This window comes from Trichococcus pasteurii (genome assembly GCF_900112935.1).
Lineage (GTDB): Bacteria > Bacillota > Bacilli > Lactobacillales > Aerococcaceae > Trichococcus > Trichococcus pasteurii.
In genome coordinates, this window is sequence record NZ_FONM01000004.1 from 72419 (window position 1) to 98198 (window position 25780).

General features: G+C 50.0%; 22 protein-coding genes, 1 tRNA gene, 1 pseudogene and 1 riboswitch. Of the genes and pseudogenes, 10 read left to right on the plus strand and 14 right to left on the minus strand.

The window, feature by feature from the left end; translation table 11 throughout:
• Positions 1 to 75: 75 nt before the first annotated feature.
• The 3 genes and pseudogenes from BM184_RS05495 (at position 76) to BM184_RS05505 (ending at position 2792) form a co-directional block, all read left to right on the plus strand.
• Positions 76 to 1389 (plus strand): annotated as a pseudogene (locus tag BM184_RS05495) (IS1380 family transposase).
• Positions 1390 to 1669: 280 nt separating this feature from the next.
• Positions 1670 to 1753, plus strand: a tRNA-Leu gene (locus BM184_RS05500).
• Between the two features lie 172 nt (positions 1754 to 1925).
• Positions 1926 to 2792, plus strand: a complete 867-nt coding sequence (locus tag BM184_RS05505) for a YitT family protein (RefSeq protein ID WP_143091113.1) — start codon at positions 1926 to 1928, stop codon at positions 2790 to 2792.
• A 293-nt stretch (positions 2793 to 3085) separates the two neighbouring features.
• On the opposite strand, the gene thiT is transcribed toward BM184_RS05505, so the two are convergent.
• The 8 genes from thiT to BM184_RS05545 form a co-directional block, all read right to left on the minus strand.
• Positions 3086 to 3661 carry an energy-coupled thiamine transporter ThiT gene (gene thiT, locus BM184_RS05510; RefSeq protein WP_086942511.1) on the minus strand — a complete coding sequence of 192 codons (576 nt, stop codon included), beginning with the start codon at positions 3659 to 3661 and terminating at the stop codon, positions 3086 to 3088.
• A 57-nt stretch (positions 3662 to 3718) separates the two neighbouring features.
• Positions 3719 to 3820: riboswitch (TPP riboswitch) on the minus strand.
• Between the two features lie 114 nt (positions 3821 to 3934).
• Positions 3935 to 4255 (minus strand): hypothetical protein, encoded by a 321-nt coding sequence (locus BM184_RS05515; protein ID WP_086942512.1) that lies wholly within the window; start codon positions 4253 to 4255, stop codon positions 3935 to 3937.
• 144 nt (positions 4256 to 4399) lie between these two features.
• A complete protein-coding gene (locus BM184_RS05520; RefSeq protein ID WP_086942513.1) occupies positions 4400 to 5188 on the minus strand; it encodes an NAD-dependent epimerase/dehydratase family protein in 789 nt (262 codons plus the stop codon).
• Positions 5189 to 5841: 653 nt separating this feature from the next.
• Positions 5842 to 6180: a zinc ribbon domain-containing protein YjdM gene (locus tag BM184_RS05525; RefSeq protein ID WP_198143336.1), complete on the minus strand. Its 339-nt coding sequence runs from the start codon at positions 6178 to 6180 to the stop codon at positions 5842 to 5844.
• Positions 6181 to 6477: 297 nt separating this feature from the next.
• A complete protein-coding gene (locus tag BM184_RS05530; RefSeq protein WP_086942514.1) occupies positions 6478 to 7620 on the minus strand; it encodes an RNA-guided endonuclease TnpB family protein in 1143 nt (380 codons plus the stop codon).
• Positions 7621 to 8017: 397 nt separating this feature from the next.
• Positions 8018 to 10693, minus strand: coding sequence for a pyruvate, phosphate dikinase (ppdK, locus tag BM184_RS05535; RefSeq protein WP_086942515.1), 2676 nt, complete (start codon positions 10691 to 10693; stop codon positions 8018 to 8020).
• 30 nt (positions 10694 to 10723) lie between these two features.
• Entirely contained in the window at positions 10724 to 11551 is an 828-nt protein-coding gene (locus BM184_RS05540) for a pyruvate, water dikinase regulatory protein (RefSeq protein WP_086942516.1), read from the minus strand.
• 15 nt (positions 11552 to 11566) lie between these two features.
• Complete coding sequence (locus BM184_RS05545; RefSeq protein WP_086627321.1) at positions 11567 to 12202, minus strand: CBS domain-containing protein; 636 nt, start codon at positions 12200 to 12202, stop codon at positions 11567 to 11569.
• 474 nt (positions 12203 to 12676) lie between these two features.
• Here BM184_RS05545 and BM184_RS05550 point away from each other — a divergent pair, with 474 nt between their 5' ends.
• From BM184_RS05550 to BM184_RS05575, 6 genes are all read left to right on the plus strand, one after another.
• The gene (locus BM184_RS05550; RefSeq protein ID WP_086942517.1) at positions 12677 to 15955 is read left to right on the plus strand and encodes a DEAD/DEAH box helicase; all 3279 of its coding nucleotides are present in this window, start codon (positions 12677 to 12679) and stop codon (positions 15953 to 15955) included.
• A gap of 81 nt (positions 15956 to 16036) precedes the next feature.
• Complete coding sequence (locus BM184_RS05555; RefSeq protein WP_086942518.1) at positions 16037 to 16822, plus strand: threonine/serine exporter family protein; 786 nt, start codon at positions 16037 to 16039, stop codon at positions 16820 to 16822.
• Entirely contained in the window at positions 16819 to 17283 is a 465-nt protein-coding gene (locus BM184_RS05560) for a threonine/serine exporter family protein (RefSeq protein ID WP_086942519.1), read from the plus strand. Before BM184_RS05555 ends, BM184_RS05560 begins: the two co-directional genes overlap by 4 nt.
• A 119-nt stretch (positions 17284 to 17402) precedes the next feature.
• Positions 17403 to 18023, plus strand: a complete 621-nt coding sequence (locus tag BM184_RS05565) for a YrrS family protein (RefSeq protein WP_177208556.1) — start codon at positions 17403 to 17405, stop codon at positions 18021 to 18023.
• 131 nt (positions 18024 to 18154) lie between these two features.
• Positions 18155 to 18931 carry an IclR family transcriptional regulator gene (locus BM184_RS05570; protein WP_086942521.1) on the plus strand — a complete coding sequence of 259 codons (777 nt, stop codon included), beginning with the start codon at positions 18155 to 18157 and terminating at the stop codon, positions 18929 to 18931.
• Between the two features lie 493 nt (positions 18932 to 19424).
• Positions 19425 to 20429, plus strand: coding sequence for a sugar kinase (locus tag BM184_RS05575; RefSeq protein WP_086942522.1), 1005 nt, complete (start codon positions 19425 to 19427; stop codon positions 20427 to 20429).
• An 81-nt stretch (positions 20430 to 20510) separates the two neighbouring features.
• On the opposite strand, the gene BM184_RS05580 is transcribed toward BM184_RS05575, so the two are convergent.
• The 6 genes from BM184_RS05580 to aroE all read right to left on the minus strand — a co-directional run bounded on the left by BM184_RS05580 (position 20511) and on the right by aroE (position 24279).
• Positions 20511 to 20735 carry a hypothetical protein gene (locus BM184_RS05580; RefSeq protein WP_086942523.1) on the minus strand — a complete coding sequence of 75 codons (225 nt, stop codon included), beginning with the start codon at positions 20733 to 20735 and terminating at the stop codon, positions 20511 to 20513.
• A gap of 19 nt (positions 20736 to 20754) precedes the next feature.
• Complete coding sequence (locus BM184_RS05585) at positions 20755 to 21198, minus strand: GNAT family N-acetyltransferase (RefSeq protein WP_086942524.1); 444 nt, start codon at positions 21196 to 21198, stop codon at positions 20755 to 20757.
• A 9-nt stretch (positions 21199 to 21207) separates the two neighbouring features.
• Entirely contained in the window at positions 21208 to 21918 is a 711-nt protein-coding gene (locus tag BM184_RS05590; RefSeq protein ID WP_086942525.1) for a hypothetical protein, read from the minus strand.
• A 158-nt stretch (positions 21919 to 22076) separates the two neighbouring features.
• Positions 22077 to 22937, minus strand: coding sequence for a prephenate dehydrogenase (locus BM184_RS05595; RefSeq protein WP_245830652.1), 861 nt, complete (start codon positions 22935 to 22937; stop codon positions 22077 to 22079).
• Positions 22921 to 23451, minus strand: coding sequence for a shikimate kinase (locus tag BM184_RS05600; RefSeq protein ID WP_086942526.1), 531 nt, complete (start codon positions 23449 to 23451; stop codon positions 22921 to 22923). The genes BM184_RS05595 and BM184_RS05600 overlap by 17 nt, the downstream gene beginning before the upstream one ends.
• 18 nt (positions 23452 to 23469) lie before the next feature.
• A complete protein-coding gene (gene aroE, locus BM184_RS05605) occupies positions 23470 to 24279 on the minus strand; it encodes a shikimate dehydrogenase (RefSeq protein ID WP_086942527.1) in 810 nt (269 codons plus the stop codon).
• Between the two features lie 454 nt (positions 24280 to 24733).
• Between aroE and aroF the strand changes: the two genes are divergently transcribed.
• Positions 24734 to 25759 (plus strand): 3-deoxy-7-phosphoheptulonate synthase, encoded by a 1026-nt coding sequence (gene aroF / locus BM184_RS05610; protein ID WP_086942528.1) that lies wholly within the window; start codon positions 24734 to 24736, stop codon positions 25757 to 25759.
• Positions 25760 to 25780 lie beyond the last annotated feature (21 nt).

The following is a 25780-nucleotide window of genomic DNA, read 5'->3' on the forward strand; positions in this document are numbered from 1 at the left end:
TTTGGGTGTACAAAAAGAACCCCAATCTGATATGGTTAAGTTACCACACTAAAACCATAGAAAGGGGCTCTCTCAATGGCTACATTACACGAAAAAAAGGTACAATTCAACTCTAAACTGACGATTTCAAACACAGGTGGAAATTTGTCCACCGATTCTGGATTGGTTCTCGTCAAAGAATTTATGGAGTCTCTTAATTTCTCCGATCTTTCTAAGCAATACTTGGGAATAGAGGACAAACGTCTCTATCATATCCATGACAATTTTTCTTTGATGGAGCAGTTGATTTATCAAAATATCGCTGGCTATTCGACCGATTCCTCCGCAAATCTATTGAAGCAAGCCCCTATTTTCAAGGTGATTTTGGATAAGTCCAGGCTTGCCTCGCAGTCTTCGATTTCCTGATTCTGGGATCGCATAAGCGAAGAAAATATTTCTCAGTTGCAAGATCTTAACCAAGCCATGATTGATAAAGTACGGTCGGCAAGAAATACGACAGAAATGATCTTTGACTTGGATTCAACCCATTCTGATACTTACGGAGATCAAGAAAACACTGATTACAATGCTCATTATCGAACCAATGGATACCATCCGTTAGTCGCATTTGATGGTTTGACGGGAGATTTCTTAAAAGCAGAACTTCGTTCTGGCAATGTCTACACGTCTAATGGCGTGGGGACATTTATGGAGCCTCTTTTTGAGCATTATAACCAAGTGGTTCCTGTCAGCAATATTCTCGTCCGTGGAGATAGCGGGTTCGCTACACCGGAACTTTACGATCTCTGTGAAGCTTATGACAGCTTCTTTGTGATCCGCTTAAAGGCTAACCGTAACCTTTCAAAAATTGCGGAAAGCTTTATTCAGATTGACGATAACCACCCTTGGGATAAAAAAGAAGTTGTTTATTCTTCAACATCCTATCAAGCAAAAAGTTGGTCCAAAGAACGCCGAGTCTGCATTAAATCAACACGGGAAGCTGATGAACTTCTATTCCGACATGAATACATCGTCACCAATTACTCCAATAATGTCTCTGCGGAAACAGTCTTTCGGACTTACTGTAAACGCGGCACCATGGAAAACTTCATTAAAGAAGCGAAGAATGGCTTTTATTTCGATAAGACCGATAGCCCTTCCTTTTTAGAAAATCACGCTCGCATGATGGTAAGCCTGTTGGCTTACAACATCGTTAACTTTATGCGTACGCTTTGTTTCACACAGGGATCGGCCAGCATGCAGGTGGACACAATCCGATTAAAACTATTCAAGGTCGCAGGTAAACTCGTTCGAACAGGACGTAGGCTGCTGCTGAAACTCAGTTCTTATCATGTACATCAGGGCTTATTTTATCAAGTCCTTGGAAATATCCAGCAGCTCTGCTGGTAAATAAATCCCAATTTTAAAAATTATATTGTGCTTCAAGGGACGAGTGCGCCCAAATTTGGCTGAACCGCAGCTGTTTACCTAAACAGTTCGGATTTTTTAATCTGTTGGGTTCTGAGACGGAATAAAAAATATAAATTCCGGTAAAATCTAGAGCAACAGATCATTTTTTTATCGGTATGAATTATTCAGGTTTATAATTTCTTTTATAATTTTACCAATAAATATTGTAAGTGTTGTTGACAGTAAATCACTTCAAAAGTATAATGAAATAGTTGGTTTTGCGGTCATGGCGGAATGGCAGACGCGCCAGCTTGAGGGGCTGGTGGGAGTATCTCCCGTGGAAGTTCGAGTCTTCTTGGCCGCATTGATTGTACGAATATAAAAAATAGGGTTTCCGGTCTCTTAGTGGGTTCGGAAGCCCTATTTTTTGACTTTTGGGCCCTATTCATTGGCTGTTATTCTGTTATAATGGCGTGGATATCTTTTTCCTGAAAGGTATCCGATTGTTTTAAATCTCAGAAAGAGGAGTGATATATTTGAAGCTACTGCACACTTTAAAACCGATAGCTGCGGTTGTCGCCGGGAACATCATCGTCGCATTTGCGATTGCGGCGTTCATATTGCCGAAGAATCTGATCGCCGGGGGGACGACGGGTCTTGCCATTATTTTGAATCATTTTTTTGGATTGAACATCTCTTTGGTCGTGCTGATTTTCAATGGGTTCATGTTTTTTGTCGGGGCAGCCTTGCTGGGCAAAAAGTTCGCTTTGACGACAATCCTGAGCACGATCATTTTTCCGACGTTTTTAACTTTTTTCCGGACAGTGCCTGCATTGCAGGACATGACAGATGACATCCTACTTTCGGCAATCTACGCTGGGATCCTGTGCGGATTGGGAGTGGGGCTGGTGTTCAAGGTCGGCGCTTCCACGGGTGGGATGGACATTCCGCCGCTGCTCCTGAACAAACATTTTCGCATTCCGGTAGCGGTGGGGATGTATGCGTTCGACGTCATCTTCCTGCTGGTCCAGGCGGTCTTTTCGAGCATGGAACAGATCCTTTACGGGCTCATCATGGTGTTCCTGACGTCCATCGTCATAAACAAAGTCATGGTGACCGGGAGAAACAAGATGCAGCTTTTCATCATTTCTAAAAAGTTTGAGGAAATCAAACAGGCGCTGCTGTATGTGCAGGATGTCGGGCTGACATTGGTGAACATCGAAACGGCTTTTGAAGGGGTGCAGCAGCAAGCGGTGCTTTGCGTAGTGGAGCAGCGTAAACTGTCCGCCATCAATGCCTTGGTCAACGACATCGATCCATTTGCTTTCGTAATCATCGGGCAGGTCCATGAGGTCGCAGGCAAGGGCTTCACACTGGAGCGACAGTCCGGATTAGTCGAATAGAATCAAAAAACTGAGGCGTGCTCCGATTTGGAGCACGCCTCAGTTTTTCTGTAATTGCAGATGGGGTGTTTCAGGACCGGGTGACCGGTCCACATTAGGCGATGAAGCCTTTTTCTGTCGGCCGTTCCGGATTAACGCGGACACAAACAACCGACATAAAGCCGCAATGTCGGCTGTTCTGTCCGAACGCTGATGCAAATAACCGACAGATCCCCGAAGTGTCGGCTGTTCCGGCTTAACGCCGACGCAAACAACCGACATAACTCATGAACAACGGTTGGATCGGCACAAAATCAGTACCCGCGCACCGATTTTTTCGGTACGAACAATTGCGGATTCGTTTTCGCGATGACCACCAGTACCATAATGGTGAATGCGCCGGTCGCCAAGGCGCTGACGCCGTTCATGACGATGGAGTAGAGCCATGCGCTCCAGCCTTCAGGGGCATAGGATCCCCAGAAATAGTAGCCGGCGATCGTGTGCCAGAAGTAGCGGCCGACTGTACCGACGATGGTGCCCAAAATGACTTGCCACACCAATGCCTTTTTGTTTTGGTCCGCGATCGCTTGTTGGACTTTCTGCGTGTACAGGCCGGCCAAACCGGTGAAACCGAAAGCGATGAAGTACTCGATGAATCCTTGCAGCGGAGTCAGGATGTAGGCCGTCCCGATCAGGATGTGCAGCACACCCCACAGGAAACTGGCGAAGAAGCCGGGAATCAGGCCGCGGCGCAGGCAGTAAAGCATCATCACCGGCGCTCCCACCGTAACGGAAAAACTCGGGCCGATATTGAAAGGAACCAAGGACAACACGGTCGCCAAGGCGGCGATGATGGTTCCTTCGATCCAGATGTTCAGATTTTTTGACATAAAAAAACTCCTCCTTTTTGGGCATAACACACCATCAACAAAGGAGGAGAATGAATTTCATTTCTCAATCACAATCCCTACGCTCGTGCTAACGAACAGGTTCGAAGGGTCAGAATCTATGTTCAATCTCAGCCGCGGACGGCCCCCCTTTGTGAAACGGTCTATTTAGTTACAGCTAACTTTACTACAGTTGGCTTGGTTATGCAAGGTGCACGCTGCACAAAAGCACTTCCGGAAAAACTGCTGCCGAGCCCCGCGTTTGTGCAAAAGGACCTATTTCTGTTCTTTTTCGGCCTGTGCTTTCAGAATGGCTTCGCGTTTCTTTTTCTTTTTGGAATTCAGGTAGGAATCGACTACGCCGCCAGCCAGCATTCCGATACCGAAGCCGATCGTCAGGTTGCCCGCGAAGTAGCCGATTGAAGCGCCTATCAGCATACCGTACATCGTGTAATTAAAGGAATTTTGCAGTTTCGGATCTTCGTCGACCGGCAGATTTTTCTTGGTCGCCGCGCCAGTATTATTTTTATGCAGTTCCGGTACTTTTGGGGTCACATTCTTGCGTTGAATCTGGTTGCCTTTGTTTTTTTTCGCCATTTATTGTACTTCCTTCCGTCTATCTGACACATGTATTGTCTCCAATAAACATCATATCAGTTCGATTCCGCCGCTTCAATAGCCTTTGGTGGCGGATGTGGGCGAAATCGCACAAAAATGGGGAATCCTTCCCAAATCTGCGGATCAGTGCTCTTCGCCGGACAGTTCGACCGGATCGCCATTGTCATCTTTAAAGAAACCCTTCAGCACAAAGGCATCATCGCTCGGCCGATACCCGATAGTGGTGCGTGCCTGTGAAATGTCCAGACGCGGAAAGCGATTGTCCGACAGCCCGTTCACCAGCAGGAACGGCTCGACAAGCTTAGCGTTCAGGGCGCAGTCGACCAAGTGGCAAAGATCCCGTGGCGACAAATATTCGGCCAACCCCGCTTCGTCGACGATCGGATCATCGATGTTTTCATTGAAATTGCCGATGCGGATGCCGATCGCTTCCTGGCCTTCTGTATAGGCGAAATGGCTGGCCAAACCTTCCAGATAGACTTTCGAGACGCCGTAAAGGTCGCCCGGGCGGACAGGTGCATCGACCGGAACCTGCACGTTTTTCGGGTAGGCGCTGACGGCATGGATGGAGCTGGCGAAGATGATGCGCTTGACGAAGTTCTCGTACTTGGATGATTCCTTGAACAGATAGTAGGGCATCTTGTAGTTCAATCCAATTAGCGCATCGTCAAAAACGGCGTCGGGTGAAGGGTTTCCGGCAAGATGGATGACGTAATCGATCCCTTCGAGCAGGCCGTCCCAGTTGCCGATGACAGTCAGGTCCAATTCCTTGACGATGGTGCCCTCCAAAAGGGCCGGATTGACGTCATGGAAATGGACATCAACCAAAGTCAGTTCGTAGCTCTTCTTCAGGTGGTCAACCAAAACTCTTCCTATATTACCGCTTGCGCCGGTGATCATGATCGTGGTCATTATCGGTACCCCCTTGTTTCTGTGCAACAAATAGTGCTGTTATTTACGCGAGTGGCTTTGCTTTAACTGTATGCAAGCCGCCGGAAAATGTCAAAGGATAGCCCTTACAAAATCGACGATTCACCAGACAAAAGGGGAATGTTTTATTTGTGTAAGGAATGGGTAAATTAATTGAGCCACGGGGATTATCCCTGTATAATAAGGGTAAGATGATAGGCAAGGGCAAGATACTTTTCAATCGAAAACGAAGGGGTGAGTCGGATGGACTTGTTGAATTTGCAAATGCGCGCTTCTCAAGGTCAGTGCGGATCTGTTGTGCAACAATCTTCCCATTCATTCTTTTGCCCGACAGAGCACGTGCTTTCGCATGTGTTTTTTTGTTGGTCCTGAACGGAATCAGCGGGGCTTATCATCATAATACCGAGCATTAAACGGGGGTGATGACCATTAATCTTTCTAAAAATAAGACACAACGGAAAGGAACGGTGATCCGACGCATATCTCCTAGCTGTCAGGGGTGACAGCCAGCGTACAGATGAAAGGCGTGAGGCCGGATAGCATGGTAACGTATCACCCAATCAAATGTGAAAATCAAAAAACTGGCGAGGGTCCCTTTCGGGGAGCCTCGCCAGTTTTTTCGTTCGTTATCGGTATTATGCTTTTTTGACGAATTCTGATTTCAGTTTCATAGCGCCGAAGCCGTCGATTTTGCAGTCGATGTTGTGGTCGCCTTCCACCAAACGGATGCCTTTGACTTTTGTTCCGACCTTCAAGGCGCTCGAGCTGCCTTTGACTTTCAGGTCCTTGATGACCGTAACAGTGTCGCCATCCTGCAGCAGGTTGCCGTTTGCGTCCTTGACGATCAATTGGTCTTCGTTTGCTGCTTCAGCAGCATCCGCGCTCCATTCGTGCGCGCACTCGGGGCAGACCAGCATCGTGCCGTCTTCGTAAGTGTAAGGGGAGCCGCACTTAGGGCAATTCGGTAATTCCATCATGATTTTTATTCCTCCGTTGTTTTGATTAGTTGTCTTCTGACTTTTCATTTCCGGCCTTTTTTCAAAGGCGGAAGATGCTTATATACTGCCACATTTTCGCCTTTTTGACAATAGGAAATGGACAATATAAGAATAATAACCAATAAGCGGGGACTGCTCGGTCATAAATGACCAGAGCTTCTGGGAACAGAGCATACTTGACAGACAGTTTTTTCTGACTGTCAGCGGTTTCTCCTATGAACCAAGGCTTACTGCGCTTGTGAGCAGACTGTCCCGTACCTTTGCCTTTTGACGTCAGGCAAACGCTTTGTTCAAGATGTTGATGCTGGCATTGATGTCCCGATCGTGATGGGTTCCGCAATATGGGCAGACGAAGGCACGGATATGCAGTGGTTTCTTTCCCGTATTTTCACCACAAGCGGAACAGATTTGACTGGTGTATTGTGGAGTGACCAGAATCAATTCTTTGCCGTACCAATCGCATTTGTAGGTCAGCATGGACTTGATTTTCGCCCAAGCAGAGTCAGCGATCGAACGTGAAAGATGATGATTCTGCAGAAGATTCTTGGTTTTCAAATCTTCCATGACGATGGTGTCAAAGCCTTTGACTAGTTTGGTTGTGTACTGCTGCAGGTAGTTTTCGCGTTGGTTGGCAATTTTTTTGTTGATGCGCGCTACTTGCTGCTTTGCTTTCTGAACATTCTTGAAATCCGAAAGTTCGAGTTCGACGCCGGCTTTCCGGGCCTCTTCCATTTTTGTTTTGGCCTGCAAACGACGACGCGCAAGCTTGCGTTCCCAGATGCGCCGCTTTTTGGCCATGGCGCGTTCAAATTGTTTGTTTTTGAGTTTGTATCCGTCGGATTGGCTGACCAAATCCGTTAAGCCTAAGTCCAGACCTACTTGTTTGCCGGTTTTAGCCCATGCGTTCGGTTCGTATTCGACTTGAATCGTCGCGGAATAAACACCCGTCGGTTCTTTTCGGATCACGGCACTCTTGATTTTGCCCTGAATGCGTTCCAAGCCGTAGGCTTTCACCAAGCCTAGTTTAGGCAGCTTGATCCAGTGGTTGTCCACCACTTGGATATTGTTGTTGATGCCCTTTGACTTGTAGCTGTTGTGTGGCCGTTTGCGGCTTTCGAAATTAGGGCGATTATTTTGACCCGTGAAAAACCGTTGATAGGCTTGATCCAGATCGGCAATGGCATACTCCAAGCAAGTGCTTTCGGCTAGTTTCAAAAACGGGAATTCCAATTTCAACCCTTTTAGGCAGTATATCATTGCGAATTTCCCGAGATACTTGCCGCCGTTCCCGTACCGCGCCTGCTGCATGGCCAACATTTGATTTTTGACGAAGCGGCGGAGATTGAGATTGATGTCAATCTGATCCTTCTGGTTTATGGAAGGTTTCAGTTTGATTTTGATGCCTTTCAGTTTCATATCAACACCTCCACCTAGATTATACTGCTGCCAAATGTGTATGTAAATTTTGGCTCAAAGAGCCAATGGGCTTACATCCCGGTTCTGAAGAACCGAGTTTTTCGCCCAATTATCAGAAAGAGCAAAAATGTTCGAAGGGCATCAATCGGAGATCTGGATATGGATGTTGGCCTTTGCGTTTGTCGGATATAGCTGGTTTATCCGACAAACTGATGCAGATTTTTGGTCAAATAGTCGAATGCAGCAGGACATTCGACTATTTGACCACCCCGACAGCGCAAAATTGCCGAATGCAAGCCAACTATTCGACAATTTCAGCCCCCACCCACCCTCAAACAAACAAAAACCGCCCAACCAGCAACACACAGTTGCTGGCCGGGTGGTTCAGATTATTTCATCAGTTGCTGCCGGTCAGCAAGGCGGAAGCCTTCTGAACAGGCATTTTTGCTCTGTTTTCTTTGATCGCGACCTGTGCGGAAGCCAAGCGGGCGATCGGTACGCGGTATGGAGAGCAGGAAACGTAATCCAAGCCAACACTCGAGAAGAAGGCGATGGATTCCGGATCGCCGCCGTGTTCGCCGCAGACGCCCAGCACCAAGCCGGGGTTGGTTTCGCGGCCCAATTTGGCGGACAATTTGACCAGTTTGCCGATGCCTTTGACGTCCAATGAGTGGAACGGATTCGGCTTCAGCAAGCCTTTGTCTTCGTACTCCTGCAGGAACTTACCTGCATCGTCGCGAGAGAAGCCGAAGCCCATCTGCGTCATGTCGTTCGTGCCGAAGCTGAAGAAGTCGGCTTCCAGCGCGATTTCGTCGGAAGTGACGGCAGCGCGCGGGATTTCGATCATCGTTCCGATCAGGTAAGGGATGGTCACTGCTTTTTCAGCGAAGACTTCTTCGATCTCCGCAACGATTTCCGCTTTGACGTAGCGCAGCTCGTCGGCGTCGCAGACCAACGGGATCATGATTTCCGGGGTGATTGTGCTGCCGGTTTCTTCGGCCGCAATGATGGCGCCTTCGATGATGGCGCGCGCCTGCATCCGGTAGATTTCCGGGTAAGTGACGGCCAAGCGGCAGCCGCGGTGGCCAAGCATCGGGTTGACTTCATGCAAGGAATCGATGTGCGCCTCAAGCCCAGCCAAACTGCTTCCCATCGCTTCCGCCAGGGCAACTTTGTCCGCATCCGCTGTCGGCAGGAATTCATGCAACGGCGGGTCCAGCAGGCGGACGGTCATCGGGCGATCCTGCAGCAGGGCGAACATTTCCTGGAAATCCTGGCGCTGCATTCCCAACAGTTCAGCCAAGTATTTTTTGCGTTCGTCCAACGTGCGGGAAAGGATCATCTGGCGGACAACCGGGATCCGATCTTTATGGAAGAACATGTGCTCGGTCCGGCACAGGCCGACGCCTTCCGCGCCCAGGGACAATGCCTGTTTGACGTCGGTCGGGGAGTCCGCATTGGCTTTGACTTGCAGGACTTTCATTTCGTTGACCCAGTCCATGAAGGTGCTGAATTTGCCGCCCAAAGTCGGGTTCTGCTTGGCGATGGTGCCGGCGTAGACTCTTCCGGAGGCGCCGTCGATCGACAGCAAGTCGCCTTGATGCAGGGTGACATCATCGATGACGACGGTTTTGTTTTCCTCGTCGATGACCGCTGCCGTGCAGCCGGCCACACAGCATTTGCCCAAACCGCGGGCGACGACTGCCGCGTGGGAAGTCATACCGCCGCGCGCCGTCAGGATGCCTTCGGAACTCATCATGCCCGCCAGATCCTCAGGGGATGTTTCGCGGCGGACCAGGATGACCGGCAGACCGTCCTTTTGGGCCGCTTCGGCATCGGCCGTGGAGAAGAAGATATGACCGGACGCCGCTCCGGGTGAAGCGCCAAGCCCTGTCGCCAACAAGGCCGCTTCATCCAAAGCTTTCGTGTCGAAAGTAGGGTGGAGCAACTGGTCCAGCTGGCCGGTCTCGATGCGCATCACGGCTTCCTCTTTCGTGATCAGGCCTTCGTCGGCCAAATCCACGGCCACTGCGACGGCTGCGGCTGCCGTGCGTTTCCCGTTGCGGGTCTGCAGCAGGTACAGTTTGCCTTTTTCGATCGTGAATTCGATATCCTGCATATCGGCGTAGTGGTCCTCCAGTTTTTCGGCGATGGCCTTGAATTCGTTGTAGACGGCGGGCATCACTTCCTCCAGCGTGTCGATGTCCAATGGGGTGCGGATGCCGGCCACGACATCTTCGCCTTGCGCATTCATCAGGAATTCACCGAACAGTTTCTTCTCGCCGGTCGCCGGATTGCGCGTGAAGGCCACGCCGGTTCCCGAATCGTTGCCGCGGTTCCCGAAGACCATGCTCTGGACGGTGACGGCTGTTCCGAGGTTATGCGAAATGTTGTGGATTTCGCGGTAAAGGACAGCCCTTTCATTGTTCCACGAAGAGAAGACGGCTTGGACGGCTTGATGCAATTGTTCCAACGGTTCCTGCGGGAAAGTTTCACCGGTTTCGCGTTGGTAAACAGCCTTGTACTGGGCGACCAGATCGGTCAGGTCTTCCAGAGTCAATTGGTTGTCGAACTCGTAACCGTTCTCATTTTTGACTGTATCCAGAATCGCTTCGAAATGGATGCGCGGAACGGACTTCACGACATCGGCGAACATCTGGATGAAACGGCGGTAGCTGTCGAAAGCGAAAGTCGGGTTCTGCGTCTGTTCGGCCAGGCCGGCGACTGAAGCGTCGTTCAGCCCGAGGTTCAGGATCGTGTCCATCATGCCGGGCATCGAGAAGGCGGCGCCGGAACGGACCGACACCAGCAACGGGTTGGCAGGGTCATGGAACGATTTCCCGACCGCGTTTTCCAGGTCGACGAGGGCGGAATCGATCTGCTGGTGGAGCGCAGGCCAAAGTGTCCGTCCTTCATCGAAGTAATGGATGCAGGATTCCGTCGTGATCGTGAATCCTGGAGGGATGGGCAGGCCGAGATTGGTCATCTCGGCGAGGTTGGCGCCTTTGCCTCCCAACAACATCTTTTGTTCTTTCTTTCCTTCTGAAAAACGGTAAACCCATTGCTTCGTCATATACTTTTCCTCCTTGTGAGTGTTTCTAGGTTATAGTTGTTTGCGGCTGATGTTCATGACATCCATATAGTGCAGGATGTGGTCGGCGGTTTCTTCGATCGCTTTGTTCGAAACATCGACGATTTCGCAGCCGATCTGTTTCATGATCTTGTCTGCATATTCGAGTTCCTCGAGGATGCGCTCCATGCCGGCGTAGCTGGCGGATGGCGGCAGTCCCAACGTTTTCAGGCGCTCTTTGCGGACTTCATTGAGTTTTTTCGGCGAATTCACAAGGCCGATGATCCGCTCCGGCGCGATCGTGAAGATTTCTTTCGGCGGCTTCGATTCCGGAAAGAGCGGGATGTTCGCGACTTTCACGTTTTTGTTCGCCAGGTAGATCGACAGCGGCGTTTTGGATGTGCGGGACACGCCGACCAGCACGATGTCCGCCTTTTCGATGCCGCGCGGATCGCGGCCGTCGTCGTATTTGACGGAAAACTCGATGGCCTCGACGCGGTTGAAATAGTCCTCGTTGAGCTGCCGGTTCATGCCCGGTTTCTCCTTGGCCGGCAACTGGAACAGTTGCCCCAAACCGGTCAGGATCGGACTGTAGATGTCGACTCCGATCAGCTTGGCTTGTTCGATCCGCTCCTTCATGTAATCGGCCATTTCCTTTTTCACGAAGGTGTAGAAGATCATCGCCTTCCTGTCGTCGGCCGCTTTTGCGCAGATCTCCTCGATCTCCTCGGTCGTCTGCACATAGGAATATTTCTTCAGTTGGTAATTTTCCGTCTCGAATTGGTAGAGGGCGGAACGGATCACCACGTCGGCTGTCTCGCCGACGGAATCGGATACTAAGTAAATCGCGTAAAGGTCCATTTGCACACTATCCTCCTAAAGGTCTTTGTTGAATATATCGAGCAACAATCTGCTGGCGGTCGATTTCGAAAATTTTCCGATGACCTCTTTTTTGCCGGTCTCTTCATACACGGAACGGGAAAGGACCGGTAAACTGTCGACGCGATGGGTGACGAGCAGTTTCGTGGCATCGACAACGAGTGTGTCGCTGAAGACGGTATACAGATTCGGCATCTTCGTCATCACCATTCCGACCGGGATGGCGTTCAGATCGGAGTCGCCCAGAGCGCTCTTGAGCAGATCCTTGCGGGAAACGATCCCCAGTATTTCCCGGTTGTCGGTGACGTAAAGGGAACCGCAATCCTCCAGGAAAAGCTGGATGATGGCATCCTGGATGCTCGTTTCTTTGGTGAGGTTGACCGAGATGGCCATCACCTTCTCGACTTTTTGTTTGGCGATCTGTTCGACCAGCACGGAGTTGGTGTGTTCCTCGTTGATCAGATAACCGACTTTCGGTTTGGCCTGAAGGATGCCGCTCATCGTCAGCAGCGAAAAGTCAGGGCGCAGCGTTGCCCGCGCAAATCCCAGTATGGAGGCAATCTTTTCACCGGAAATCGGCTGCTGTTTCTTGACGATTTCGATGATCTGTTTTTGCCTATCGGTGAGTTCCATTTTTCCACCTCAATTCTTAATGTGATGTGTTAATGAATATATAGTATGTCACATTGGGGGGCGTTGTCAACACAAAGTGACATCTTTTTTCGCGGATAAGTATCGGGTGCCGTGAATGGCGGGGCCGATGTTACCGCAAATGGCGTTGCGGATGGCAAAATCGTCGAATGCAGGGGGAGCATCCGATTATTTTGTGTCAGCGGAGGACGAGATTGTCGAATGTAGATGGGTATCCGACAATTTTGCATCAGCGGCGGGCGGAATTGTCGAATGTTGGATGGATATCCGACAATTTGATTGCTTAGCCGTCTGGAGCCCATTGAAACCCGTTGGATACCGGCGACTCACGCCGGTGCCGGCGGTTTTCCGGACATTCTGTCGCATCCGACAATCCAGGCGCCATTTTTGTAGCCTGATTGACACCGGTCTATGGTAAAATTATAAAGACTAAGCGAGCGAGGGTGTGGACCGTGAATGGTATCAGTGGGATACAATATGCAAGAAATCAAGGATATGACTTACAGTAATGCGACATTCAAGAAAGGGATGGAATTGTTTGAAAGCGGGGCGCTGCGGCAGTATACAGCCAACAGTGCTGAGGATGCCTTTCGTGCGGAGATAAAAGGGACTAAACAGTACGAAGTAGAGGTCTATCTGGATGAATATGCAGAAATCGAGGATTATTATTGCTCCTGCCCGGCCTTCGAAAGTTATCCGGGACCCTGCAAACATGTAGTTGCGTTCCTCTTGGCGATACTCAACGCTTCGTCGGATTACCGTGTTGATCGGAAATCTTTGAGCCAAAAAGCAGCAACGGGCAGCAAGACCAGCAGAGCGCCGAAGAATCGCTATGATGTCGAGCAGACGAACCGTTTGTTGGATGTGCTTCAATTCGAATTGCTGGAGGAAAACGACCTCTTCGACAGAGTGCCGATCCAAGTGGAATATACACTGGTCATGTCCGATTTGCGCTATGGACAACATTTCAGCCTGAAGATGCGGGTCGGCTCCGGGCAATTATATATGGTGAAGGATTGCGATTATGTCATCAAGGGCATTTTGGCCGGTAGGCAGCTTCCGTTCGGAAAAAAATTCACTTTTTCAGCGGACAAACATGAATTGTCCGAGGAGGATCGCGCGGTTTTTCTGTTTTTGAAACAAATCCTCGATGCCGGGGCGGCATCCGGCCGCGATTATCGGTCGAGTGAAGACCGCAAAGAGGTCACCGTGCCGGCGAGCATGGTGAAGGAATTGTTGGAAAAGCTGGCGAAGTGTCCGCTTGTCTACATCAAAACAAATCCTTATCAAACCCGAGGGAAAACGTTGATGCCCGATCAGATTGTGAAGGATTTTGACAAACTTCCGGTCAGTTTTTCGTTGAGTGAATTGCCGCAAGGTGGCCTTCTTTTTGAAGAAACAACAGAAACTTCAGCCGAGAACATTTTTTTCAACCAAGCGGATCTCTTCCTGCTTGACGGAAATTTCTATTTTTTGAATACCAGCATGAATGAACGCTTGAACGGCATTTATGCAGCCATTTCCCAGTCCGGGCATAACGGCTTGCATATCCCGCCTGAATCCGCTGGTGATTTCTTGGCGATCGCTGTTCCGGCGTTGCAGAAGTTTGCGGCCATTTCGCTGGCGGATGCTGTGCAGTCGACCTACCAAAGTTTTCCGTTGCAGGCTGAGCTCTATCTGGATTGGAAACAGGATAAATTGATCACGGAATTATTTTTCAATTACGGGGAAACGAAGATTGATGCCGCAAAAGAAGGCGTGGCCCATAAAGATTTGGCTCCGGATACGGTCATCAGGGATCGGATTTCCGAAAGCATCTTGATCCAAACGTTCAGCGATTGTGCAAATGATGCGTTAAAGTTTGATGAATTGCTCTATCTGGATGATCTGGATCACATCATGTCCTTCCTTTACGAAGGCTTGGAAAAATTGGCCCCGCACTGTGAAATATTTACGACGGCGGCTGTCGAGAACCTGCTTTATCAACCGGTCCGGCCGCCGAAAGTTGCCATCGAGGTCAACAACCAGTCGCGGCTGTTGGACGTGACCTTCAGCACCGACGAAATCGACATCGAGGACCTGAAGCAAATGGTCAGGCAGATTGCGGCGAACAAGTCGTATCATCGTCTGTCCAACGGGAAGATCGTCAATCTGCACCAAAAGGAAATCAAGGAGCTGACCGATGCGGTCGTGCAGCTGGATGTGCCTTTGAAGGACCTAAAAGCGGAGATGTCCTTGCCGCTCTATAAAGCTTTCGGGGTCGATCCCGAGGCGGGGATCGTCCACCAGGATGAGGATTTCATGACGCTCATCAATCGGATGGAGAAGCCCGAAAAGATCGACTTCGACCTGCCCGGGGACTTGACTGCAACTTTGCGCCCTTACCAGGAAACAGGCTACAAATGGCTGAAGGGGCTGGATCATTACGGTTTCGGCGGGATTCTTGCGGACGACATGGGGCTCGGCAAAACGTTGCAGGTCATCAGTTTCATCGCCGGTTCGCTGGGTGAGGGCGACGGCAAACCCTATTTGGTCGTCTGTCCCTCCAGCGTGCTCTACAATTGGCAAAAGGAATTCAAACAGTTTGCGCCCGGCATCCCGACGCAGCTCATCACCGGCAAAAAGAGCGAAAGAAGCGACTGCGTAACGACCGCGATCGCCGAAAACATCCCGGTCTGGATCACCTCCTATCCGCTGCTGCAGCGCGATGAGGATCTCTATGAAGGGCTGGCTTTTCGGACCGTCATCCTGGATGAAGCCCAGAGCGTCAAGAACGCCACCGCCAAGACGACGAAAGCCGCTTCCGCGCTCACTGCCAACAACAAGATCGCTTTGAGCGGAACGCCGATCGAAAATGCCTTGTCCGAACTGTACACCATCTTCAGCATCGCGCAGCCCGGTCTTTTCGGAACGCGGACGGATTTCAAGAAAATGGAACCGGCCCAGATCGCCAAAAAAGTCAAACCGTTCATCCTGCGCCGGCTGAAGGCGGACGTGCTGAAGGACCTGCCGCCGAAGATCGAATCGATTTCCTACATCGAAATGACCGAAAAACAGAAGACCGTCTATTTGTCGCAGCTGCAGTTGATGCGCCAGGAAACAAAAGCGATGCTGGACGCGGATACGCTGAACGAGAACCGGATCAAGATCCTGGCAGGCCTGACGCGCCTGCGCCAGATCTGCTGCGATCCGGCATTGGTCATGGCCGATTACAAGGGCGGTTCCGGCAAATTGGACAGGCTGATGGAGTATTTGGCCGAAGCCAAAGAGAACGGCAGACGCGTCGTGCTGTTCTCCCAGTTCACGCAGATGCTGGCCATCATCCGCAAAAAACTGGATGAAACGGGCGAGGCCTATTTCTATCTCGACGGGCAGACGCCGAATCAGGACCGGCTGACCTTGACGACCCGCTTCAACGAAGGCGAGAAGGATCTGTTCCTGATTTCCCTGAAGGCCGGCGGGACCGGCTTGAATTTGACGGGCGGGGATACCGTCATCCTCTATGACTCCTGGTGGAACCCGGCCGTCGAAAGCCAGGCTACCGATCGTGTGCACCGTTTCGGCCAGAAAAAGGTCGTTCAGGTCATCCGCATGATCGCGACAGGCACGATCGAGGAACGGATCAACGAACTGCAGGAACAGAAGCGTGAAATGATCGATTCCGTCATCCAGGCGGGCGGCCAATCGGTTACTTCCCTGACGAAGGAAGAATTGATGCAGCTGCTGGAAATGTAAATTTTGCCGCGATTAAAGAGTACGGGCGGCATGCAGGCTGTACCGGAGCCAATACTGTTTTGAAAAGGAAGGGGGATTTTGATGTCGGTTACACCTAATCCGGAAATGGATTTTGAATTATACATGGATACGGCGGTCCTGGCCGGGAAAATCATGCTGGAAAGCAATGCGGAAACCTACCGTGTCGAGGAAACCGTGACGCGCATCCTGAACAAGACCGGGCTGCAGATGACCGATGCACTGGCTTTGACCACCGGGCTAGTGGCCACGCTCGACAATCCGAATATGCATGCGATCACGGTCGTCAAACGGATCACGGAACGCACGACGAATCTGAACAGGGTGTCCCGCGTCAATGCCGTTTCGCGGAATTTCGTCGAAGACAAATTGACCATCCAGGAGGCTTACGATGCGCTGCAGAACATCGATGAAATCCAATACAGCGGGCTCCAAAAAAGCTTCGCGCTGATCGGCTTCATCCAGCTGTTCATTTTTTTGATGGGCGGCACCTTCTATGACTTCTTGGCGATGCTTCCGGTCAGCGTAGCGGTTTCGTTTGTTCTGTACACCGCGGTCAAATGGAAAATCCGCCCGTTCATCCAAAACCTGGTCTCCAGTTTTGTGATTGCTGTGATGACGGCCGTTTTGTCCGAGCTTTTGACCTTTCCGATACAACCGGATACGATCATCATCAGTGCCATCATGCCTTTGTTGCCGGGTACCGTGTTGACGAACGGCATCCGTGACACCTTCCGCGGGGATTATATGTCGGGAGCGGCCAAAATATTGGAGGCCTTTGTGATTGCGGTATTCATTGCAATCGGCATCGGTGCCGGTCTCGTCGTCGGCGCGGAGGTGATCCGATGACTCTGTTCACTATCGTCCTGGAAATGGCCGTTGCATTCGTCGCCGTCTTTTTTATCGCCGTCACCTTGGAGGCACCAAAACGGACATTGCGTTACGGCGCATTGGCTGGAGCTTTGGGCTGGGGCGTCTACCTTGTCGGGCTATTGTTTTTGGACATCGTCGCAGCCACTTTTCTGGCCAGTCTGTTCATCGCTTGGATTGCGCATCTGTTCGCGCGTTTGCTGAAGACGCCGGTGACGATCTATTTCATCCCGGCCTTCATCACCTTGGTTCCCGGAGCAGGCGTTTATCAATCGGTCTATTCCTTCATCAACAAAGAATATGCAGTGGCGCAGCAGCATCTGGTTCTCACGCTGCAGATATCGGGCGCCATCGCGCTGGCGATCTTCATCGTGGACAGTCTCTTCGGACTCATGGCCAGGATAAAGGCCTCGAGGGAAAAAAACAACCCGGCCAAATAGTGTCTGCCTGATGTGGGCATGCGGGTGATCATTTTTTGTGACACAGAGTTGTAAACTGGATTTAACGCAGCCGTATCGCAAATATGATAAACTTGCATCATTCAGAAGGAGGCAACCGCATGTCAGAAAACAATCAAAAACCGACCAGACAAGAATTACACGGAAATCATAAACGCAATAACCTGCTAATTGTTTTGGGCGTCATCGCCGCCGCATTTTTGGGGCTCGTGCTCCTTTACAATTTTTTTTACGGAAATGACGAAGAACCATCCATAGCAGCAAACAATCAAACAAATTCACAAAACATGATCATCACCGAATCGGATGCTTCCAGCGAAACGTCCTCTTCAGCCGAAAAAAATTCGGAAAAAGAGGAAAAAGAGGATGAAGACACCGAGACGGAAACGGAAGAAGTACCGTCGACCGATAAGAACGTAACAAAGGCATACACCGGCGACTGGGAACCGGTCGGCACGACCCAAACTGGGGACCATGTCACGGATTACAGCGACGGATCCGCCGACCGCAATGAAATCAAGCAAGCTGTGGCCGCCGCAACCGGCATCAGCGCCGATAACATGATCGAATGGTGGATCGGAAATGCCGGCGATCAGCAAGTCACCGCCACAGTCTCGGATACGCAGAAAGAGACGATCGCACGCGTCCAACTCAAATGGGTCGACGGCGAAGGCTGGCAAGTTACGCTTGTGGAAGAACTGGACGAAATACCGAATGACTGATTGATACAGGAAGGCGCTCTTTTGTTACAGGGCGTTTTTTTTGCGTTGCTTATTTGGAAATGCTTCTGTACGAAATGCTTGTTTTGGGGTAAACTGTTTCTGGATAGGAAACAGTTGAGGGGTGTCAAAAATTGGAAGAAGAGAAAAAACCTTACGGAACGGTCCTGCTGAAAGCCGCTAAAATCATCGATCATTTATCCAACAGCAGAGAAGCCCAGAGTCTGGCCGCCATCGCAGCCAATACGGGTCTGTCCAGCCCGACGGCACTGAAGATCCTGGACACGCTGCTTTTGATCGGGTATGTCGAAAAGGACGAGCAGACAAAGCGTTTCACTCTGGGCAGTGCGCTGATCCGCTATGCGAACAACCGGCTCGCGAATCTGGACATCATCAAAATCACCGATCCGTATTTGCGGAACCTGCAGGCCGGGCTGGATGAAACGGTCCATCTGGGCATTCTCGATAAGGATGAGGTCCTCTACGTTAATAAATTGGAGACGCAAAAAGCGATCGCCAACATCAATTCCCGCATCGGCAACACCAACCATCTCTACAGTTCAGCGATGGGCAAGGCGATGCTGGCCGCCTTCAGCGATGAGGAGTTGGCGGCGTATCTGGATCGGGTCGAACTGGTCGCGGACACGCCGAACACGATAACCGATCGGGACGTTCTGAAGGAAGAGGTGCAAAAAGTCAAAATGTTGGGTTTTGCTACTGATGACGAAGAAAACGACCTGGATGTCATCTGCATCGGGGCGGCGCTCGTGGTCGACAACAAAATCTATGGCGCATTCAGCGTCAGCACGCCGAAATACCGTTTCGAGCGCGAGAAGACCATCGAAAAGGTGCTGGAAACGAAACAGAATCTGTTGGCCGAATTGAGCAGGCCGAACACGTTTATTAGTTGATTTGGTATTCTGGTTTGGTATTCTGGTTCGAGTTCGCGCATTTGGATTTGACCGGATCTCCCCGCCAAAATGGGTTTGACGGGGAATCTCGTGTTGTCCGTGGACGTTTTTCCCCGCCAAGGTGGTTTCGGCGGGTTTTTTGACTGTGATTTGAACTTTTTTCCCCGTCAATATGCTTTTGGCGGGTTATTTTTGCGAGGTAATTCATATTCCAATGTTCCGAAGCCCCAAATATCTGGGAAATTCAAAGTGTCAGGTGACAACTTCTTGGATAAACGTCAATAAAAGAGAAATTCGCTCACATAGGTGTTGAAATAACCCGAAGGAAACCGTATAATGAAACCAAAGTATTTCCTAAAAGAAAACGATATTTCCTATTTGGAAATAAAGTGAGTTTCCTATCATGCATTTCAGGTCGGTTGCAGCATACCAGTAAGAATAATGTAACCGCGTTCAGTGAAAATCCATCAAAAAATCAGGAGCGTGCGAAAAGATGAGTAAAATTTTGACATTGGGCGAAATCATGTTGCGCCTATCTACAGATCCAGGAACATTGATGACCTATTCCACTAATTTCACAGGACATTACGGCGGCGGGGAAGCGAACGTCGGCATCAGTCTGGCGAATTTTGGCCATGAAGTGGCTTTCGCAAGCAAAGTGCCGGCCAATCCGTTGGGGGTTGCGGTCCGCAAACATCTGAAAAGTTACGGAATTTGCACAGCCTTGCTAAGAAAAGGCGGCGAACGCCTAGGCACCTACTATTTGGAAAGCGGCGTCGGCGAACGTGCGGCTTCCGTTGTCTATGATCGTGCCCATTCAAGTTTTTCCAGCATGGAAGCTTTGGAATGGGATTTCGATGAGCTGTTCGAGGACGTGAACCTGTTCCATATCTCGGGTGTCACTGCCGCGCTCACGAAAGATTGGGCTGCATGGTCGGTCGAGTTGGTGCGGGAAGCGAAAAGACGCGAAATCAAAGTCAGTTTCGACATCAACTACCGCGCCAAACTTTGGACACAGGCCGAATGCGGGGCTTTCCTGAAGCAAGTCTTGCCGTTGACAGACTATCTTTCTGCAGGCAAATTGGATGCCTTGTATCTGATGGGGATTCCGGAAAATACGAGCGAACAGGAAGATGTGACTTATTATTACGAGAAGATGGCGGAAAAATATCCGAACATCGAAGTCTTCTACTCCACAATCCGTCAGGTGCATTCCGCCAGCCACAATGTGCTCCAAGGGACGATGTGGCGCAAAGGGGAAACGACTTTCTCGAACGTGCACACGATCACTCCGATCGTTGACCGGGTCGGCGGCGGCGATGCGTATGCCGCAGGGATCCTGCATGGCATCCTTTCCGGGTATACCGCAGAGCATACGGTCGATTTCGCGATCGCCGCATCCAGCATGAAACACACAATCCATGGCGACTGCAACCAGTTTTCCGCCGAAGAAGTGGAAGACTTCATGAAGTCCGATTCCGGAGCGATCAAACGATAAGAAAGTGGAAGGCAAAAAGGCAAGCGTTCGGTAAAAAACCGAATGCTTGCCTTTTCTATTGGCTGCGCCTTAATGGTTTCATCAGATGAATTCGCTGTCGTATTGCTTCTCCATCTGTTTCATTTCGTGGTAGCTGACTTGGTCGAGCGTCATCGAAGCCAACAGCAGATTGAAGTCATCGCGGGCTTCCGGATCGGCAGCGTCCCAGATGAGCGTGTGCGCTGCCTCATCCTCGCCGAGATCCTCGGAAAAATCGACCATGCTGTCGCGCCATTTGATGTATGCTTCGTATTGTCCAGGTTTCATTTTGTATCCTCCATTATTCTCATTTCATGATATAAATCATTTCGATTTCCCTTGTATCCAGGTCGGTGCCGCGCTTCATGAAGCCGGCTGTTTCAAGCGCCTCGCGGGCCCATTGGTTGCCGATCTGGACGGATGCATGCAACAGGGAGCAGTCGAACTGCGTTCCGATCCATTTCGCAATCTCCCGGATGCTTTCGGAACCGAAGCCTTTGGATTGGAAAGGCTGACCAATCATGATTTGTTCGAGCGTCATCGCGGAAGCTTTTTGCGCCCTCCTGATGAAGGCCAAGCCGACCAAAGTATCTTCGGCATAGAGTGCGAGCGGGAAAAGTGCCTGCGGTTCAACGTAGGCTTGGGCAATCATTTCCGCATTGGGCAGGACATATTTTCGTTGCCAATCGTCAACAGCCAGCTGGACTGCTGCCTGGATATTTTCAGTTGAAAGGTTACGTATTGTGATCATTTTTTGCTCCTAGTCCGTTTCGTTATTTTTAGTTTCCGTATCGAAGGTGATGAGATACCCTTCAAGCCAATTGCCGCTGCTCTTCAAAGCAAAGTAGCCGAGGAGCGCGACGATCGCTGCAGCGGAGCAGTTCACGATCAGATCACCCATCGTATCCATTAAGGCAGCCTGCCCAATCAGCGGGACACCCTCGATAGTGGCGGTCCGTTGCGTGTTCTGGCCCATGACGCTGTCGGCAAAAAACTCATAAAATTCCCAAAGCACACCGATTGTAGTTGCCAGACAGAAAGAGAAAAGCGAAGACAAAACCGGTGTCAGGTTCAATCTTTGGACGCCTCCCTCCTGCAGGTTGGCGATGACGGAAAATCCGAGCACCCCAAAAAGAGCAGAACTCAAGGCATGTTGGATAGTATCCCATTCGGCAACAGTATCATAGAACCCGCCAAGACTGCCCAACAGGAGAGCCAAATAGAGAAACACAGCATAGATGAAGGTGATTCTTTGAGGCAAGAGGATACGCGTATGTTTCCGCAAAAGCGAAGGGAAGAGCAAGGCAACCAGCCCGAAGCCGACTTGAACAAGCCGCAGGAAATGCTCAGCTTGCCTCTCAGTGCCTCGCGTTTGGATGAACCGTACAAATTCATATCCGGTAATCAGGATGAAGCTTGCAAAGATGAACAGGACAACAGCGTAACTGAATTTTTTCAGCGTTTCACGCATGGTTTTTCAGCCTTCTTTCGGTTATTCAGCGCATATATCATCTACTCTCATTTTAGTCGACTTCAGCGGGATTCGCAACTTGTCGAAACTCTTTAAGCCGCAAAAAAAGGATGCCGGTAAGGCATCCTTTTTACGGCAATCATAAAAAATACTTGTGCTTATCTGTCAAACTTTTCCCGGCGCTTGGTGGACTTGATGAAAAGCTGCTTCAGGGCAACACTGTCGTCGTTTTTGATGGCTGCCTTGATCAGGTCGAGCTGATCCTCGAACGTCTGGATGCTCTTCAGCAAATACTCTTTGTTCTCAAGGAAAAGTTCGCTCCACAGCTCTTCGTTGATTTTGGCGATCCGGGTCAACTCGCGGTAACTGTCTCCGGTGAATTTCTCCGTTTCGCGGCCTTCGACATCGCTGTTCACCAGAGCGACGGCGATTGCGTGCGGCAACTGGCTGGTGAAAGCAATCATTTCGTCATGGTAATCGGCAGATATACGCGTGATCCGGCCGAAGCCCATCTCCATGATCAAAGCTTCCATGAAAGCAAGATTCTCTTCTTTGTTGGAAGGGAGCGGCGTCAGGATGTAATTCGCATTTTTGTAGACGGAACTGCTGGCGAAATCGATGCCTTTTTTCTCGCGTCCGGCCATCGGGTGACCGAAGACGAAGTCGATCGAGGCAGGCAAAACCGACAGGATATCTTCGATGAAGAACTTTTTGACGCCCGTCGCATCCGTCAGAATCGACCCCGGCTTGAAATGGTGCTTGTGGGTGACGATGAAATCATGCACCAAACGGGGATAGAGCGAAAAGATCACCAAATCGGATTGCGGCAGGATGTCTTTCCCATCCTGATAGCCCTCCTTGATGAGCTGTTGCGCTTTGGCTTTGTCCAGCGTCGCCTGGTCGATGTCGATCCCGTAAAGATTACGGTATCCGGCATCGTGAAGGGCCATCGCGAAGGACCCGCCGATTACGCCCAGACCGACGATTGTGATGTTCAGCTCCTTATTGAGGGTTGTCATGGGCTGGGCCTTCCTTTCCTGCTCCATAGTGGCGCGCAATGATTTCAGCGGCTAGCTCTTCCAATGGCTTATCGTTCTTGACGACGAAATCCGCAGCTTCTTGATAGAGGGATTCGCGTTCAGCCTTCAGCGCATAGATCCGTTCCAAGCCGTCCTTCAAGAGCGGGCGATGGGAAACTTCAATGTCATGCGTGATGTCTTCGACTGCGCGGTCGATGTAATAGACAATCCCGCTCTTTTTCAAAACCACGATGTTTTCGCTGCGTTTGACGACACCGCCGCCTGTGCTGACGATCGTATCCTCAAAATCGGCAATTTCTTTATAGGCATCCGATTCGATGCTGCGGAAATAGTCCTCTCCGATTTGGAAGAGATCGGTAATGCTTTTGCCGGTCTTCTCCTCAATGAAGGCATCCGAATCGATGAAACGGAAACCGGTTATATTGCTCAATAATTTGCCTAAAGTCGTCTTGCCTGCACCAGGCAGTCCAATCAGGATGATATTTTTTCCCAAATCCTTCACCTATTCCCGTTATTGTGTTATTTTGTCATAGATTTCTTGGTTCAAAGTAAGCTCGAAAGGCCGTTCCAGCCAGATTTCCTGTGATTTGATCCCTTGATGCACCAACATTTCCAATCCATTGCAGATCTTCAATCCGGCCGATTTTGCCAAACGGAGGAATTCTGTTTCCTGCGGGTTGTAGATCAGATCAACGGCTGCACTGAAATGACGGATCACTTCCAATGGGACCGCGCTGATGCCGATGTTGTCAGGGAACATGCCAAGCGGAGTCGTGTTGATGATCAGATCGCCTGAGATGTCCGCTATCTCATCATAACTCATCAAGGAGATGCGCGGATCGTCCGGAATATCAGCAAGAGCGCCTTTTTTCCGTGAAACGATGATAATGTTATTGATGCCATTATCCAGTAAATATAAAACGACTGCTTTTGCGGAGCCGCCGAAACCCAAGACCATTGCCGTCTGGTTTTCAACTGCGATGCCGTGCGAAGCCAACATGGTGCCGAAGCCGTAATAGTCGGTATTGGCCCCGTAGAGCTTGCCGTCTTTTACCTTGATTGTATTGACTGCACCGATGCGTGTGGCTTCCGGTGTGATTTCGTCCAAATAAGGCATCACTGTCTGTTTGTAGGGAATCGTGACATTGACGCCGACGAACCGCAGCACGCGGATCCCTTCGATCGCCGCTTCGAGTTCGCCGGGGGATAATTCAATATGTTTATAACCGGCATTCATTCCGATCAGATCGAAAAAAGTCGAATGGATTCTTTCTGAATAACTGTGGCTTAAATGTTCGCCGAATAATCCGAAAAATTGCATCAGGTTTCACTCCTTTTAGGAAAGTGTAGATTATCGCCATCTAAATTTCAATACCCAGATTAAATTAAAAAAAAATTAAAAAACCCTTGCAATGATTAGAGCGTTTGTTATAATGATGGAAATCAGTCGTTTTCATTATGAGTTCAGCTGATTAAATGATACACAAGAGAAGAGGTCATCCGATGGGTTCCACGCATGCTATCAATCTTTTACAAACAAACTTTTACTTTACATACTTTACATTCTGGGGCTTCTATTTTAGCGCTGGATATTTTGTTTGGAAAAAATTGCATAGAGCGAATATGAGAAACATCAGGGGATGCGAAAAATAGTTTGCAGGACGGATCGTCAGGCAACAGCATTTTTGGATAACGAAGCTTAACGCGGTGCTCATATCATATGGGCACCGCTTTTTATTTTTTTAAAAGCAAAAACAAACTAGGAGGAACAAGACATGATCATCATTTTGAAGAAAACGGCCAAACAAGAGGAAATCAACGAACTGACAAAACGCTTAACGGATAAAGGGGTCATCGTGAGCCCGGTAATCGGCGAAACAATGACTATCTTGGGCTTGGTAGGCGATACTTCGAAGGTATCGATGGACTCCATCCAGCAACATCATATCGTCGAACGCGTATTGAAAGTCCAGGAGCCTTACAAAAAGGCCAACCGTAAATTCCATCCGGACGATACGGTTGTCGAAATCGACGGACAACGCATCGGTAACGGCTACTTCGGCGTGATTGCAGGTCCTTGTTCCGTTGAGGGCGAAGAACAGATCATCAGCATCGCGCAACGCGCAAAAGCGGCAGGCGCTAACTTCCTCCGTGGTGGAGCCTTCAAGCCGCGCACATCACCATACAGTTTCCAAGGTTTGGAATTGGAAGGCTTGCGTTTGTTGAAATTGGCGAAGGAAGCGACTGGCTTGCCGATCGTTACGGAATTGATGTCCACGAAATTCGTCGATGAGTTCGAGGCGGATGTCGACCTGATCCAAATCGGCGCACGCAACATGCAGAATTTCGATCTGTTGAAGGAAGTCGGCAAGACGAAGACGCCGGTCCTATTGAAACGCGGTCTGTCCGCAACCTACGAAGAATGGTTGATGTCTGCTGAATACATCATGTCCGAAGGGAACGAAAACGTCATCCTTTGCGAACGCGGCATCCGCACATTTGAAACGGAAACACGCAATACTTTGGATATCCAAGCCGTTCCGGTCATCCAAAAATTGTCCCACTTGCCGATCATCATCGACCCAAGTCATGCCGGCGGTTCTGCTTACCTGGTGCCATCCATGTCCAAATCCGCAGTCATGTCCGGTGCGAACGGTCTGATGGTGGAAATCCACCACGACCCTGAGAACGCGTGGAGCGATGGCCAACAGTGCCTGAACCCGAATGAGTTCGATGAGTTGATGGCTGTCGTAAAACAGTTGATTGCCATTGAAGGAAAGCATTTGGATGCGGTAAAATAAAGGAAGAACTTTCCTTTATAA